General features: G+C 42.4%; 14 protein-coding genes. 9 read left to right on the forward strand and 5 right to left on the reverse strand.

Annotated elements, in window-relative coordinates:
- Positions 1-83: 83 nt before the first annotated feature.
- Positions 84-2,933, forward strand: coding sequence for a DNA translocase FtsK (locus I1A42_RS05255; RefSeq protein WP_161154116.1), 2,850 nt, complete (start codon positions 84-86; stop codon positions 2,931-2,933).
- A 94-nt stretch (positions 2,934-3,027) separates the two neighbouring features.
- Here I1A42_RS05255 and dsbB read toward each other — a convergent pair whose 3' ends face one another.
- Together dsbB and nhaB are read right to left on the reverse strand one after the other, a co-directional pair.
- Positions 3,028-3,558 (reverse strand): disulfide bond formation protein DsbB, encoded by a 531-nt coding sequence (gene dsbB / locus I1A42_RS05260; protein WP_196122842.1) that lies wholly within the window; start codon positions 3,556-3,558, stop codon positions 3,028-3,030.
- A 78-nt stretch (positions 3,559-3,636) separates the two neighbouring features.
- Positions 3,637-5,229, reverse strand: a complete 1,593-nt coding sequence (nhaB, locus tag I1A42_RS05265) for a Na(+)/H(+) antiporter NhaB (RefSeq protein WP_196122843.1) — start codon at positions 5,227-5,229, stop codon at positions 3,637-3,639.
- 801 nt (positions 5,230-6,030) lie between these two features.
- Between nhaB and fadR the strand changes: the two genes are divergently transcribed.
- Entirely contained in the window at positions 6,031-6,870 is an 840-nt protein-coding gene (gene fadR / locus I1A42_RS05270) for a fatty acid metabolism transcriptional regulator FadR (RefSeq protein ID WP_161154113.1), read from the forward strand.
- Positions 6,871-6,950: 80 nt separating this feature from the next.
- Here fadR and I1A42_RS05275 read toward each other — a convergent pair whose 3' ends face one another.
- Positions 6,951-8,111 carry a DUF1887 family protein gene (locus I1A42_RS05275; RefSeq protein ID WP_161154112.1) on the reverse strand — a complete coding sequence of 387 codons (1,161 nt, stop codon included), beginning with the start codon at positions 8,109-8,111 and terminating at the stop codon, positions 6,951-6,953.
- A 378-nt stretch (positions 8,112-8,489) separates the two neighbouring features.
- On the opposite strand from I1A42_RS05275, the gene hinT reads away from it, so the two are divergent.
- From hinT to I1A42_RS05310, 7 genes are all read left to right on the forward strand, one after another.
- Positions 8,490-8,840, forward strand: coding sequence for a purine nucleoside phosphoramidase (gene hinT, locus I1A42_RS05280; RefSeq protein WP_161154111.1), 351 nt, complete (start codon positions 8,490-8,492; stop codon positions 8,838-8,840).
- A 58-nt stretch (positions 8,841-8,898) separates the two neighbouring features.
- Complete coding sequence (locus tag I1A42_RS05285) at positions 8,899-10,290, forward strand: COG3014 family protein (RefSeq protein WP_196122844.1); 1,392 nt, start codon at positions 8,899-8,901, stop codon at positions 10,288-10,290.
- Complete coding sequence (locus I1A42_RS05290) at positions 10,290-10,679, forward strand: YcfL family protein (protein WP_196123775.1); 390 nt, start codon at positions 10,290-10,292, stop codon at positions 10,677-10,679. Before I1A42_RS05285 ends, I1A42_RS05290 begins: the two co-directional genes overlap by 1 nt.
- 24 nt (positions 10,680-10,703) lie before the next feature.
- Positions 10,704-11,294 (forward strand): penicillin-binding protein activator LpoB, encoded by a 591-nt coding sequence (gene lpoB / locus I1A42_RS05295; protein ID WP_161154109.1) that lies wholly within the window; start codon positions 10,704-10,706, stop codon positions 11,292-11,294.
- A 30-nt stretch (positions 11,295-11,324) separates the two neighbouring features.
- Positions 11,325-12,179, forward strand: coding sequence for a phosphotransferase (locus tag I1A42_RS05300; RefSeq protein ID WP_196122845.1), 855 nt, complete (start codon positions 11,325-11,327; stop codon positions 12,177-12,179).
- A 97-nt stretch (positions 12,180-12,276) separates the two neighbouring features.
- Positions 12,277-12,819, forward strand: a complete 543-nt coding sequence (gene ycfP / locus I1A42_RS05305) for an alpha/beta hydrolase YcfP (protein WP_161154107.1) — start codon at positions 12,277-12,279, stop codon at positions 12,817-12,819.
- Positions 12,820-13,308: 489 nt separating this feature from the next.
- A complete protein-coding gene (locus I1A42_RS05310) occupies positions 13,309-14,598 on the forward strand; it encodes an NAD(P)/FAD-dependent oxidoreductase (protein WP_196122846.1) in 1,290 nt (429 codons plus the stop codon).
- Between the two features lie 65 nt (positions 14,599-14,663).
- On the opposite strand, the gene I1A42_RS05315 is transcribed toward I1A42_RS05310, so the two are convergent.
- Both I1A42_RS05315 and I1A42_RS05320 read right to left on the reverse strand, forming a co-directional pair.
- The gene (locus I1A42_RS05315) at positions 14,664-15,203 is read right to left on the reverse strand and encodes a GNAT family N-acetyltransferase (RefSeq protein ID WP_196122847.1); all 540 of its coding nucleotides are present in this window, start codon (positions 15,201-15,203) and stop codon (positions 14,664-14,666) included.
- Between the two features lie 66 nt (positions 15,204-15,269).
- Entirely contained in the window at positions 15,270-16,067 is a 798-nt protein-coding gene (locus tag I1A42_RS05320) for a peptidoglycan binding protein CsiV (RefSeq protein WP_161154104.1), read from the reverse strand.
- Between the last annotated feature and the right edge of the window lie 15 nt (positions 16,068-16,082).

A 16,082-nucleotide genomic window follows, 5' to 3' on the forward strand; every position in this document is an offset into this window, starting at 1 on the left:
CTCCGGCCGCTCGAACTGTTTTAACGCCACGAATATGAGTATAGTGTTTACCATATTTGGCAAAGTCATGATCAAGTTGGTATATGTTCAGAGAGAACAAGAAAAAAGTACAAACCATTGTAAAAACGGGCGAACAATCGTCGTTTTTCCGTCTTAATGGTATTGAACGATTAAAAGAGTGTGGTCTGATACTAGCGGTTTTAGCATCAGTACTATTAGCCGTATCTTTATTTACTTTCAGTCCGGCAGATCCTTCCTGGTCGCAAACGGCTTGGGGAAGTAATATCCATAACGCTGGAGGGATGCTTGGTTCTTGGCTGGCGGATACGCTATTTTTCATATTTGGCTCTCTAGCGTATTGCATTCCTTTCCTATTCACGATTGGTTCATGGGTTGTTCTTCGTAAAAGAACGCCAGATGAGCCTGTCGACTTGATGCTGTGGGGCACACGCTTACTCGGCGTAGTAATCTTAATGATTACCAGTTGTGCTCTGGCTGATATCAATTTCGATGATCTATGGAATTTCTCATCAGGTGGTGTGATTGGTGATGTTATTACCAGCCTCTCCATACCCACACTCAACGTATTAGGTACAACCTTGGTTATGTTGTTTATGTGGGGAGCCGGTTTTACTTTGCTTACGGGTATTTCTTGGTTACGCATTGTGGAACGTTTGGGTGAAAAGTGTATTTCGGGTTTTCAGTGGGTGCTTAATCGCATGAGAGGGGAAGGAGAGCAAGTGATTACTCCTAACCTGACAGAGCCACAGTTTGACGTAGTACAAGACGACACCGAACTGCCCGAAGCCGTAAGTCAGGAATTGACGACTGCTAGTGAACAAGAACCGGATGAGCATGACGCTCTTTTGTCTCCATCTATGAGTTCTCAAGCGGCTGAGGACAATGATAAGCCAGCCGCTCAGCCTCTTGAGCGTCGTTTTAACATTCATGTCCCAGAACGCCGTAATGAAGCAGTTGCTCAACAAAGTGAGCCTCAATATAGCTATGATGAAGAAGAGGAATACGAGCCTCGCAGTAAGCAGTTAAATGCCACGATTGAACAGCTCGATATGGACGCTCGTGAGCATAATGATTATGCATCAGATGAAGAGCTACCATGGGATACTCATTCACCAAACGATGGGTCATTAGAAGATGCTCAAACATTGGGTAAGTTTGATGACATCGAAGATAATGCACCGCAGATATCGAATTTTGACATTATAGATGATGAGCCTACCTTCTCTGCTTCACCAGAGATTGAACAACAAACCGTTGTCGATGAAACTTTAGCGCCTGCTGCTGACGAAGTGGCTGAGCAACAGACTCAAGATGCGGATGTCACAGCATTCCAAACAATGGTGTCTGATGCCCAAGCGAACATGGCCGCTGAGCAGAATCCATTTTTGATGAAAAAAGAAGAAGTGTTGCCAAAGCCAACCGAGCCGATGCCAACACTAGAACTTCTCTACCATCCAGAAAAGCGTGAAGACTTTATTGATCGTGATGCGTTAGAAGATATTGCCCGTTTAGTCGAAGCGAAATTGGCTGATTTCAAAATTAAAGCAAAAGTGGTTGATATTTTCCCTGGTCCGGTCATTACTCGTTTTGAGCTCGATTTGGCCCCAGGTGTTAAAGTAAGTCGCATCTCTAGTTTATCGATGGATTTAGCTCGCTCATTGTCGGCGATGGCTGTTCGTGTCGTGGAAGTGATCCCAGGTAAGCCTTATGTTGGTTTGGAATTGCCGAATATGACTCGTCAAACGGTGTATTTATCTGATGTGATTAATAGCGAGAAGTTCACCAAATCTAAATCACCAACAACGGTGGTATTAGGGCAAGATATTGCAGGTGAGGCTGTTGTGGCCGATCTGCAAAAAATGCCACACGTATTGGTCGCAGGTACAACAGGTTCTGGTAAATCAGTTGGTGTGAACGTTATGATTTTGAGTATGTTGTATAAATCAACACCAGAAGACGTGCGTTTTATCATGATTGACCCGAAAATGTTGGAGCTTTCGGTTTACGAAGGTATACCGCATCTGTTAGCTGAAGTTGTGACCGATATGAAAGACGCGTCAAACGCATTACGTTGGTGTGTCGGTGAAATGGAACGTCGCTATAAGTTAATGTCGGCGCTTGGTGTGCGTAACGTGAAAGGCTTCAATGAGAAGTTGAAAGCAGCGGCAGCAGCAGGGCATCCGATTCATGACCCTTTATGGCGAGAAGGAGACAGCATGGATCCTGAACCTCCATTATTGGAAAAATTACCTTATATTGTCGTTATCGTTGATGAGTTCGCCGATTTGATGATGGTAGTCGGTAAAAAAGTCGAAGAATTGATTGCTCGCCTGGCCCAAAAAGCTCGTGCCGCGGGAATCCATTTGATTTTGGCAACACAGCGCCCATCAGTTGATGTAATTACTGGTTTGATTAAAGCTAACATACCAGCTCGTATTGCCTTTACAGTATCGACGAAAACAGACTCACGAACCATTCTTGACCAAGGTGGGGCTGAATCACTATTGGGAATGGGGGATATGCTTTATTTGCCTGCTGGGTCTAGCCATACAGAACGTGTCCACGGTGCGTTTGCATCTGATGAAGATGTGCATGCGGTAGTTAATAACTGGAAGGCACGAGGAAAACCGAATTACATCGATGAAATTACGTCGGGTGACCAAGGACCTGAAGCCTTATTACCTGGAGAAAAGATGGATTCTGATGAAGAAGTGGATCCTCTCTTTGATCAGGTTGTCGAGCATGTAGTTGAATCACGACGTGGTTCCGTATCCGGTGTTCAACGTCGTTTTAAAATCGGTTATAACCGAGCTGCTCGGATTATTGAACAGCTTGAAGCTCAAGGTATTGTGAGTGCACCTGGACATAATGGTAATCGCGAGGTGTTAGCCCCGGCTCCAATTCGTGACTAGATGTACATGAGTTAAACACAGATAACAAAAGAGGCGCTAATTCAATTAGCGCCTCTTTTGTATTTAAGAACTACTGCAACGTTTCTGATTGGGATTACCGCAACGTATTCGGCTTACGGCTAAATTGAGCGATAATTACGATGGCCAAAGCAACAAGGTTAGCGGCAAATACGACAACCAGCCATTGAGGCATTGAAAGGCTTAAAAACTGCCACACAATATCACTACAATCCCCGTAGGCTTTAAACATCCATGGCATCCATTTATTCAGGGGCATCCAGTTCGGCAAAGTGACAAAAATGTCACAGGTGTGAAATGGAGAGGGATGCAATTGAAATTCAACATGCTGTAGAGCCAGTGTGAGTCCTTTGATAGCTCCAATTCCCCAACCAGCAAGACCTACCCACCGGAAAAAGCCGTTTTGAGGGGCTATGGCGCCTATAATCGCAGCGATACCAATACTCAGCATGGCAATACGTTCATAGATACACATGACACAAGGTGCTAAGTTCATGACATGTTGGAAGAACAGCGCACAAGACTCGAAGAAAATGATACAAAATAAAAGTAGTATCCAAGCTTTGCGTTGAAGAGAAAAAGTACGTATAGGGTAAAGAGTGTTCACATTCCTATCCTTAAAAAATAAAAGCTCTGATATTTCAGAGCCTTTAATCTTGAATTAGTTTCATTGCTGAGGCAAATATTAATGCCCTGGCACACTACTTCCTATCGCATTGGATGCGTGATGGACAATCCAGCCCATGTCATAGAAGTAATTCGTTATTGGATCAACTAAGAATACAATGCCAAATAAACCCACAACAGCCAGTATAATCGTGTAAGGCAGAGCCATGATGACCATTCGTCCGTACGATAACCGAATGAGAGGAGCTAAAGCCGAAGTCAATAGGAACAAGAAAGCGGCTTGGCCATTAGGGGTAGCAACCGATGGTAAGTTGGTACCGGTATTGATAGCCACTGCGAGTAACGCAAATTGATCAGATGAAATAACACCGTGCATCAGGGCTGTTTTCACTTCATTAATGTATACGGTACCCACAAACACATTATCCGATACCATAGATAGCAAACCATTAGCGACATAAAACAGAGCTAACTGCGTGCCTTTATCTTCGATATGCAAGACCCAATCAATGATAGGGGTGAATAAGTTTTGATCAATGATGACCGCTACTACTGAGAAGAATACAGCCAATAGCGCAGTAAAAGGTAATGCTTCTTCAAAGGCTTTACCTAGTGAATGCTCTTCAACTACCCCTGTAAAGGCAGTTGCCAAGATAATCACAGATAACCCGATCAATCCGACCGCAGCTAAATGCATGGCTAACCCGACGATTAACCATACGGCAATGAGGCCTTGGATGATTAATTTTGCGACATCTTGATTAGTACGGGTTTTTTGTTCTTCGAGATTAAAGTCGACTAAAATTTGACGTACATTAGTTGGTAGCTGTGCTCCGTAGCCAAATAGGTGAAATTTTTCGACCAGAATACAAGTTAAAATACCGCAGACAAAAACAGGAACCGTTACTGGTGCCATACGTAGGATAAACTCACCAAATAGCCACCCAGCTTGATCCGCAATAATTAGGTTCTGTGGTTCACCCACCATCGTCGTCACACCGCCGAGCGCGGTACCAATGCCTGCATGCATTAATAGCGAGCGGAGAAAGCCACGATACTCTTCTAAATCGTCACGGGTGATTTCGGTAATTTGTTCGTCTTTTGTATGATCGTGTCCCGAAGCGTTGTATTGCTGACCGGACGCGACTTTGTGATAAATAGAATAGAACCCAACTGCAACACTGATGATGACAGCTATTACAGTCAATGCATCAAGAAAAGCTGATAAAAACGCAGCTGAGATACAAAAGGCGACAGACAAAGCGATTTTCGAACGTATTCCGAGCAGTATCTTAGTAAAGATAAACAGCAGTAACTGCTTCATAAAATAGATACCAGCAACCATAAAGACCAGTAGCAACAATACTTCAATATTGTTGACCAGCTCGTGTTTAACCTGCTCTGGGCTTGTCATTCCTATGATGATAGCTTCTATGGACAGTAGCCCCCCTGGTTGCAATGGGTAACATTTTAACGCCATTGCTAGGGTGAAAATAAATTCCACAACGAGTAACCAACCGGCTGCAAACGGGTTGATTAAAAAGAACACAATCGGGTTAATGATGAGGAATGCAATAATGGCAACTTTGTACCAATCAGGTGCTTTGCCAAGGAAATTTTTGATAAAAGCGTTTCCTAACGATATTGGCATGATGATTACTCTTATCTCTTGTAGTTATGTTTAGACATTGCGAATGACCAAGCCTTTATATGCTCAACGCATGGATACTGTAAGACTGTCAAACTGCGGCTAAAAGAAACTTGTCTATTCCATTGATCTTTCAATCGACAACATTTATCGCATCGATTTGATTTTGGCTTATGGAGAATTAAACGAAAAGTGAAGGAATGTGTGCAGTAACATTACGATTCGTTCCTTGATGTCCAGTTATTCCTCATTAAGCCACAAGATTCGTTAATAGTGTCATTTTTACAACTAGTAACTCAATCTATCACACTGACGGATCAATGATATCTTTTAAAAAATAGACTAGAACTGTGTTAGCAGCTAGATGTTGTATTAAAAATAAGCCTTATAATAATTAAGCTTATAGGTTACGGTTTGATTTATAACGTGCGCTAAATCTTTACGAGCATATCACAAACTTAGCAAAAGGTTCGAGAAGAACAGAATCTTCTAATTTACTATTTAGGCTTTGATGCATGTCACAAGAAAAATGTTCTTAAAGAGAGGCTTATCGCTTTTATTGTCTCGTTGTAATATTAAAACTGTCAATTGCGTGGTGATTGGTTCGCCGTTTTGTAATAATTTGATACATAAAAGCCTTTGTTTTTAATGGTATAGACTAACAAGTTAATAACAAAACACTCAAAAAAGATCCTTCCCAAGGACATTTTGATAACTTTATCGATGGTTGTTTCCGCTCTCGTTTAGATAGTGGTATGATGAGTAACACTAGACCCATAAATAGAAAAACTGGAAAAGTACTTAATGGTCATTAAGGCAAAAAGCCCAGCAGGTTTTGCTGAAAAATACATTATCGAAAGTATCTGGAACGGACGTTTCCCTCCTGGTTCCATTTTACCCGCCGAGCGTGAATTGTCTGAACTAATAGGCGTGACCAGAACAACGTTACGTGAAGTATTACAACGCCTTGCACGTGATGGTTGGCTGACGATCCAGCATGGTAAACCGACGAAAGTCAATCAGTTTATGGAAACGTCAGGTTTGCATATCCTAGATACTTTAATGACGTTAGATGCCGATAACGCAACCAGCATTGTTGAAGATTTACTCGCAGCGCGTACCAACATTAGCCCGATCTTTATGCGCTATGCTTTTAAGGTCAATCGTGATACTTCAAAGCGCACTATTCAAAACGTGATTGAGTCCTGCGAAGCGCTTCTCGGTGCTCAATCATGGGATGATTTCTTGGCGCAGTCCCCTTATGCGGACAAAATCGTTCAGGAAGTGAAAGTTGATGGTGAGTGTGATGAAGAAAAGCGTCAGGTTGATCTGAAAGCTCGCACGTTTAATTTCTACGACTACATGTTGTTCCAACGACTCGCATTTCATTCTGGCAATCAGATTTATGGTTTGATTTTTAATGGATTGAAAAAATTGTATGACCGTGTGGGGAGTTATTACTTCTCTAACCCGAAAGCGTGTGCATTAGCGCTGCAATTTTACAAAGAGCTCCTTTCTATTTGTGAGAGTGGATCAAGTGAAATGTTGCCTAACGTGATTCGTCAATACGGTATTGATAGTGCACATCTGTGGAATGAGATGAAAAAAACATTACCGTCTAATTTTACGGAAGACGATAGTTAATCGTTTTTGTAGCCGATGACCCAAAAATCCCGCCAAATGGCGGGATTTTTGGTATTAGTGAGGATAGCAAAAGTTAATGACTAAAGTTCTTCATGCCCACCTGCAGCATTAAACCACAGTGTTAAATGATGTTTTAAATCTTTTAATTCATCTGGACCAATCAAAGCAAGCCCCAAGTCCTCTGCACGAGTGATATCGTTATGTCTCAGAGGTCGAAAGCTAACTAACATTGCTCGGGCTTGCAGACCGCCAAGTAAATCGCGCAATGATTCCAATTTATATAAAGTGTCATCGCCGTCGTCACGCATCCCTTTTGTCTTACATTCTATAATATGCAGTTTGTTGTTAACGACTGTTGCTACATCAAGTTCATTACGTACTTCACGGTCGCCAAGTTGGCGATAAACCTGAACGTTAAGTGAACGGTCTTGAATAGTTGGTAAATCATCTTGAATCTGTTTCACGGTACTATGAACGAGAGTCTCTAGCCATTCTCCGTTGGAAAAACGACGCGCGTCTTCATTGGCAAACGTAAGGATACCGTTTTCATACGTAGCAATTTGGGTTTCTACGAGGTCATCTAACAGCATATTGAGTTCTCGATAGCCTTGCTGCTTTTCGGATAGCTCCACATCGAGCTTCTGCTCTTTGCGGCAGGTGGTGGCTAAATAGTTTAATGTTGCTAAACCTGGTCCTAATTCAAGCGCATTACTCGCCCACCGTTCTCCTAACTCATACAGTTTTAAATCCAGTTGGGGGGATACATTGTGTTCAGTAAATTCTCCGCGAGCACCAAAAATAGTTAAATAATCAGCAATAGTGATGTGGTCCTGAACTTGCGTATCTTCATTTTCATCTGGATAAAGCCAACAAAGTTGATCACTGCTCGGCTCAACAACAAAAATTGGCCAATGATAAGACCGGAATACTTCATAAACCGCGAGAAGTCGGTGGCGAAGCCCACAACTCGCATTCAGTTGAATTTCTTCTTTGCGGCTCAATAAATCTTTCGCTAACGTTTGAATGCTGGCTTTAATTTCGCTGATATTACTAACCGAAGGGATGGTGAAGAATTCAGATTGAATGCCTCTACCAGCAAGTACGTTGCTGAGGCGTTCAAACATAATTTGTTGTGAATCATCCCCAATAAAAATGATGTGGCGACACTCAATCCGGCTATCAAAAACCGGAGTAATCAGGCGAATGGGATCCTGATCGATAATGCCAACATGAATGCTCATGAATTCTTATCCTCATGTATGGCTTGCACAGTCTGAATTTATAAAAGGATAGGATGCAAGCACTTAGTAATCATATAACGACCAAGCGAGAAAAAAACAAGGTTCAATGACGAGAAAACCGAGAGATTGAATGATCTTTGACGCGAGCTTAACATGTATGTTCAATACTGGTAACAAACCCAACGAAGCGGGTAACTTCTTTTTCTACGCTAGTTATCGTTTAGACACTCGTATAGGAATTAGTTCATGATTTTATTCATCAAACTATTTGCGCTGCGGTCGATATCAAGAGTCTTTGTTTTTTGATTGAGCTTTAAATCCCCATAGCGCATACTCGTTAGTCATTATGTACCTACTTTATTCTCATGGAGTGAATTCATGGCTGAAGAAACTATTTTTAGCAAAATTATTCGTAAAGAAATCCCATCAGACATTTTGTATCAAGACGAGCTGGTCACTGCGTTTCGAGATATTAATCCACGCGCGCCTAGCCACATATTAATCATTCCTAATAAACTGATTCCAACCGTCAATGATGTGGAAGAAGAGGATGAACTTGCTCTTGGGCGTATGTTTACTGTCGCGCGTAAAATTGCCAAAGAAGAGGGGATTGCTGAAGATGGGTATCGTCTTATCGTGAACACCAATTCTTATGGTGGCCAAGAGGTGTATCACATTCACATGCACCTCTTAGGTGGACGTCCATTAGGACCATTGTTAATGAGTTAATTTTCAAGACGCCTGCCATTCGGCGGGTGTTTTTTCATGTAATGAGTTGGAGTAGTAGGTGGCGACACATAGCAGATATGTCTCGTTGGGGCTGGTCAGTTTACTATTAAGTGGTTGTGCTAACTTTAGTGCGGGTAACTTATTTAGTCATTACAGCGCTCAAAACAAAGATCTATACCAAGCGGTGCAATTAGGTGACTACGCACAAGCTTCTGATGAACTAGATGATGGTATCGCAGGCCCAATACTCGATAACATGGAGCATGGCCGAGTCTATTTTCTAGATCAGCAGTATCCTCAAAGTTTAGCAAGCTTAGATAAAGCAGACCAAGCGGTGAAAGAGCAGCAGGAGCAAGCGGTCATTTCTTTGTCTCAAAGTGCGACTAGTCTTGGTTCTCTGGCCATTAACGATAATTTAAATACTTATACTCCACCTGATTATGAGCTCGGTTTCTTGCATCTTTATCTGGGACTTAACTATCTCAAGCAAGGTCAACTAGAGGATGCTCTGGTCGAAATGCGCCGTGCCAATGCGGTACAAAAAGCGGCGCGGGAACGCAGAGAACAGGAATTACAACGCGCTCAAGATAAGATGAAATCTCAGGGGATCTCTCCTAATATTGGCGTGGTACTTGCTCGTTATCCCGATGCGGGAAACACATTGAAAGCCGTGCAAAATGGCTATCTTTTTCTCTTATCCGCTATTTTGTATGAAGCCGATGGGAGCTTAAATGATGCCTATGTGGATTATCGGCGTGCGCTCGCTGTTGCACCGAATAACCCTGCTGTGATTGATGGAACCTTACGCGTAGCGAAGGAACTTGGCATGCAGCAAGATTTGGTGATGTTGAAGAAGCAATATGGTCAGCCCAAGTCATTAAGCAAGTCTCAGGGGCGAGTCATCATTTTGGATGAACAAGGTGTTGTGGAACCATTATCTGGTTGGAAGTTATCCTTACCACTATTTGACAGAAGCAGTGGTACCTCGTTGTATTCTATTGCTTTACCTTATTACCGCCATCAAACGGATAGAGAGAGTGAATCCATCACATTAAACCAGGTAACGGTATCTAATCGATTGTTGGCAGATGTAAATACTATGGCAAGTCAGGACCTAAGTGAACGCTTACCAACAATTATTGTCAGACAGGTATTACGTGTGGTCGCTAAAGATGTATTACGTCGCAGTACCACCCAAGGCAATGATCTCGGTAACTTGGTGTTTAATGTTTGGAATGCACTGACTGAACAACCCGATACGCGAAGTTGGTTAACGCTGCCTGCAAGAGTTGATGCATCTAGCACTGTTGTTGATGCGGGAGAACAAACTCTGCAGGTTGGGTCGAAAACGTATACATTTAAAGTGACTCCGCAAGGAACAACCTTGGTATGGCTGTCTCGCCAGGGAGCAAATTCAACCCTTTGGTACAAAGAACTGGGACGATTATGATGAAAATGTGGCTTGTGGCGTTAGCCACCGTAATAGGATTAGCGGGATGTGCTAACAACACTGCTGGATTACAGGTTGATGGTGCAAATCAGCGCGTGCTGTTTGGTGATCATGTCCTTGGTAGTCGACTTCGGATAGATGATATCACGACCACGCAAACTAATGGTCACGCGCGAGGCGTGGTGAGGTTAATAAGCGAATACAATGGCGATCAATCTATTCAATACCGTTTCTATTGGTATGATGACGATGGTCTTGAAGTGAATATTAATCCTGCTCCATGGAAACAAGTCGTGATCCACGGCGGTGAAACAGTATCACTATCTGAAGTATCGGTTAAACCGAAGGGAACTCAATTTAGAGTGCAAATTCGACAGTATAATCAATAACCTTATAGAGTTTGAGGATCCAAAATGAAAAAAGGTATTTGGGCAGTCGTTGGCTTAGCCGTTTTATTAGGTGGGTGTGCGAATAAGGTCTCTTACGGAGACGCTCAAGGTGTAGAAACTGTGACTGCAGATTTTGGGTCGACTGACCTGCAAAAAATTGCCTCAGACATGGTTGATAGCATGATGATGTCTGGCTCTGTGGCGGCGATTACTCAAAATCAACGCCCGATCGTATTTGTAGAACGGATTAAAAATAAAACCAGTGAACATATCGATACGGAATCAATTACCGATACCATCAGTACCAAGATGCTTAATTCTGGTAAGTTCCGCTTTGTGGATATGGGACGAGTTGAGTCCGTTCGTAAACAGCTTAAATTCCAAAATAATGATGAGCTAGTCAATCAAAGTTCAGCGATTCAATTTGGTAAGATGGTTGGTGCTCAATATATGCTATACGGTAACCTGTCGAGTATTGTGAAAAACTCAGGCAGTGACAAAGACGTTTATTACAAGATGACAATGCGTCTTATGGACATTCGCACAGGCTTGATAGAGTGGGCGGATGAAACTGAAATCCGTAAAGACGAGAAACGTAGCCTATTTGGCTTATAAGTGCGCGAGCTAATATAAAGGAGACGGTCAATGGCAAGGATTGGCTGGGCAGAAGCATGTCAACTGGATCCCTCACTGCAGTCATTGACTCGTTTCTTTGATGTTGTCCCCGATTATGCACAAACCCTTACAGGAGGCCTAACTAACCGGTGCTGGAAGGTTGTCTGTCCCGTTAAAGGAGCGTTTGTATGGCGTCCTATCACTTCTATCACACAAGCATTTTCTATTTCACGTTTTCAGGAATATCAAATTCTTAAGGCTATTGAGAAGGAAAATATTGCTCCCCAAGCTGCATTTATTAATGACCAAGGTTTACTAGTCGCATGGCGAGATGGTCATTCTCTTGAACAAGAAGCGGATTTTGATACCGTGTTAAAATGTCTCTCTCGCATTCATTTACTCGACAAGCAACGTATTCCAATTGCGCCTTTTAACTATACCGCTCGTATCGATCATTACTGGCTTCAACTGCGTGATGAACTCAAAGATGAAGCGCTGGAGAGCTTGTATCAAACATGGCGTTTGCCTCCGGCAGTCGATTTAAATCGTACCTGCTTATGCCATTTTGATTTGGGAGGTTATAACTTAGTCAAAAATGACGACAGTATCCAAATTATTGACTGGGAATATGCCGGAATTGCAGACCCTTGTTTAGATTTGGCGTTAAGCATTGTTGCCGCTGACGAAAACCTCCCCGCATCTGTGGCCCGTTACTGTCAGTTAATGAATATCATGGAAGTTGATGAGTGGATCGATGGTGTAAAAAGTTGGTTACCGCGTACCGAAGTGATGGGGCTGTTGTGGTACTTGCTCGCTTATCAGTTACGTGGAGAAGAGTATTACTTAGAACAAGCGACACAGTTAAAACAGAGTTTATGTAATTAGGATCACTGTTTCATCATGAAGCTTGGGTAGAGTAAACAGATACTTATCTAGATAAAATGACTTTAACCAGTTTGCCAATGGAGCGGAGCAGGGACCTATGATTCTTTATTTACACGGTTTTGATTCAACTAGTCCGGGTAATCACGAAAAAATAATGCAGTTGCAGTTTATCGACGACGATGTTCGTTTTATTAGTTACAGTACGCTGCATCCCAAGCATGACATGCAACATTTGCTAAATGAAGTGCAAAAATCGATTGAAAGTAGTGATGATCCTAATCCTTTAATCTGTGGGGTAGGGTTAGGTGGCTACTGGTCTGAGCGCGTTGGATTTTTATGCGGAATTAAGCAGGTATTGTTTAATCCCAACTTACACCCTCAAGCGACAATGGAAGGCGTCATTGATCGGCCTGAAGAGTATGATGATATAGCAACAAAGTGTCGTTCAGATTACCGGGACATCAATCGTAATAGCTGTTTAGTCATTTTATCACGTGATGACGGCGTACTTGATAGCCGTAACTCTGCAGCAGAACTATCACCCTATTACTCTCTGATTTGGGATGAAGCACAACCGCATAAGTTCCCTAAGATTTCTCATCATCTTCAAACAATGAAAACATTTAAAAACGCTTTATAATAAAGTGTCGATGAAGTTTTATACCCAAGTGCGCCCATTTAGCCTTGGGTATAGGTTATTTCCCCGCCATTCAATCTAAGCAGTAAGCTCGCTGATTCAGTGACTTTTCCTTCCTACAAAATCAGTGTTATCCGGTTCTATTTATAAATATGAGTTTTGTCATTAACTTTACCTATTTAATTCCACGTTGTTAATGTGGTTTTGCTGGTTTATTCGGCAAAAGAGAGACATTCTTTGGTTGCGTGACAAAATTTGCCCTATATAATGACTCCCATCAAAATAAATTGATAGATATCAAAAAAAACGAAGAGTGAGTATGAAACTCACCTAAACTTTGATGTTAATTAAGTTCTTTTTATTGGCAGTTGTGGCTCAAACAAGATAACACCTCAAATTAGTGGATAATTTCTTTTCTATTACCCAATTTTTCAGTTCGGTTTGTGCCGGGCTGAACCACAATTATTAACGTTTATTTTGAGGATTTTTATAGTGACTCGCATTATCGTAGTAGGTGGTGGCGCTGGTGGCCTAGAATTGGTAACCAAACTTGGACGCACTTTAGGGCGTAAAAATCGCGCAACTATCACCTTGGTAGATCGTAAATCTAGCCACTTGTGGAAACCGCTATTACATGAAGTAGCTACTGGTTCATTAGATGAAGGTGTCGATGCATTGAGCTATCGTGCCCACGCTCGTAATCATAGCTTTGACTTCCAGTTAGGCAGTTTAGAGTCTATCGACCGAGACAAAAAAACCATTACGTTATCTGAATTAAGAGATGATTCCGGTGAGCTATTAATGCCTCAGCGTGAGCTGGAATACGATATTCTTGTGATGGCGATCGGTTCAACGTCCAATGACTTCAACACCGAAGGCGTTCGTGACCACTGTATTTTCCTTGATAGCCCTGAACAAGCTCACCGTTTCCGTAGCGAAATGAATAACGAATTCCTTAAATTGCATGCGCGCCATGGGCAAGGTAGTGTTGATATTGCCATTGTTGGTGGTGGGGCAACTGGGGTCGAACTCTCTGCTGAGCTTCATAACGCAGTCACTGAGTTACGTAACTACGGGTTTGGTGATTTAGATTCTAGTAAGCTCAACGTTAACCTTGTAGAAGCGGGTGAACGTATTCTTCCCGCTTTACCACCACGCATCTCTGCAGCCGCTCATCAAGAACTGACTAAACTGGGTGTCAATGTTCGTACCGCTACTATGGTGACTAAAGCGGAAGCGGATGGGTTAGTGACGAAAGATGGTGAAAAGATCCACGCAAAAATCATGGTATGGGCGGCTGGCATTAAAGCTCCTGATTTCATCAAGGATATTGCTGGATTAGAAACAAACCGTATCAATCAACTGGTGGTTAAAGAAACGCTACAAACGACTCGTGATGACGATATCTTTGTTATTGGTGATTTGGCGCAATGTACTCAACCGGATGGTAAATTTGTTCCGCCACGTGCGCAAGCTGCACATCAGATGTCATCTCTTGCGTTCAAAAACATCATTGCAAAACTGAATGGTCGAGAAATGAAACCTTATATCTATAAAGATCACGGTTCATTAGTCTCTCTTAGCCGTTTCTCTACCGTAGGAAGTCTGATGGGTAACCTAACGAAAGGCTCTATGATGGTTGAAGGGCGTATTGCTCGTATGGTGTACATTTCTCTGTACCGTATGCACCAGATGGCCTTGCACGGCATGATTAAAACAGGCTTGATGATGTTAGTCGGACGCATCAACCGAGTGTTAAGACCTAATTTAAAACTCCATTAAGATTTTTGGTATAAAAAAAGCAGCTTTCGAGCTGCTTTTTATTTATGCTTAATAATCAGTTTGAACTAGTCTGGAATAATAGAGTAAACCGCTCCGTCTTTCGGCTGATCATGGTACATGAAACGATTGCGCGCGATCGTTTCCAATTGAGCCCCACACTGTTTGGCTAACAGCTGGCTGGGCAGATTATCTGGATCACACACAATCTCAAGACGTGTCAGTTTAAGTTGGCTGAAACTAAACTCTACCAAAGCATCCAGTGCTTCCTTACCATACCCTAGCTGTTGATAAGCATCACGAATCCAATACCCTAAACTTGCCATATTAAATGTAGGGTAAAACTCGTTAATAGCGACCATACCAATTAATTCACCGGATTTTCTTAAGTAGACACCAAAGCCATAGGCTTCGGATTTTACCCAGTTTAGGCGTGTGGCTAATATGAATCCTTCTGCTTCATCATGACTGAATTTTGCATGGCACCAATCTACCCATTTGTGCAGTGAGGGCGACGAGCAGATACACTGGCAGAGTTGGTCATTATCCTCTAATACAATCAGTTTGAGCTGTAATCGCTGGGTAATAATGTGAAAGTCTGGAACCATAATAATCTTGCATCTGCTCGTTGAGATCAATAAAAGGCGCCTAGGGCGCCTTTATAAGCTAACTTATTACTGATTATCATCAGATTGTGGGGCTTTACGTACTTGGATGATCATACCCATCAGTGGATGATCGAGGTAGTGGGTTTCGCCACTACGCATACGCCGTTTTTGATCCATCCGATAGCTCTTCAAAAACGTCTCAACTTCTTTGTCTGGTGAGACATTTTCTAAATGACCAAGTTGAACATTTGTATCTTGTTCATCCGGGCTCATTTCAAGCTGTAATTGCTTGTCTTTCAATATGACTTCACGAGTACTTGGTGATTTCAAATCTAAGTCGGTTTTTACATACAGATAGTGTTGAACGTAGACTTGAATCGTACCATCTAATTCATACAAAGGGTTTGCGACGGTTTGTTCTACCACGCCATTAACGCCATTAACAGCTTCTGACGGCGTTTGTTGTTGCTTGCGTTCTGTGCCATCGGGATTAAATTGGCTTGAATAATCATCGCCGGCCTGAATATGAAAAACAGGAGCGCGGGCTTCACCTTCATCTCCTTGACGCCATGCAGTGTGCAGTAATACTTGAAAACCAGCATGCGCCTGTAACGTTTCGGCTTGCGCATCTAATTGATAGTCACTAGGCGGTAAGAGCGTTACCCCTTTTTTTTCTAAGTAACTGGCATCACTAAACGAACCCGCTTTAGAAAGGTTGATAGGTGGTAATACGTTTGGCCAAGATTCACTGACTTTTTCTGCATCCACAGCGCGTTTAAAAAGGATAACTTCTACATCAAATTGTCGTTGTGCCAAGCTTGGCATAGCAACGAGTAAAAGAAGCAAAGGGATCAGTTTTTTCATTATGACTCCGTCATG

The organism is Vibrio nitrifigilis (assembly GCF_015686695.1).
GTDB lineage: Bacteria > Pseudomonadota > Gammaproteobacteria > Enterobacterales > Vibrionaceae > Vibrio > Vibrio nitrifigilis.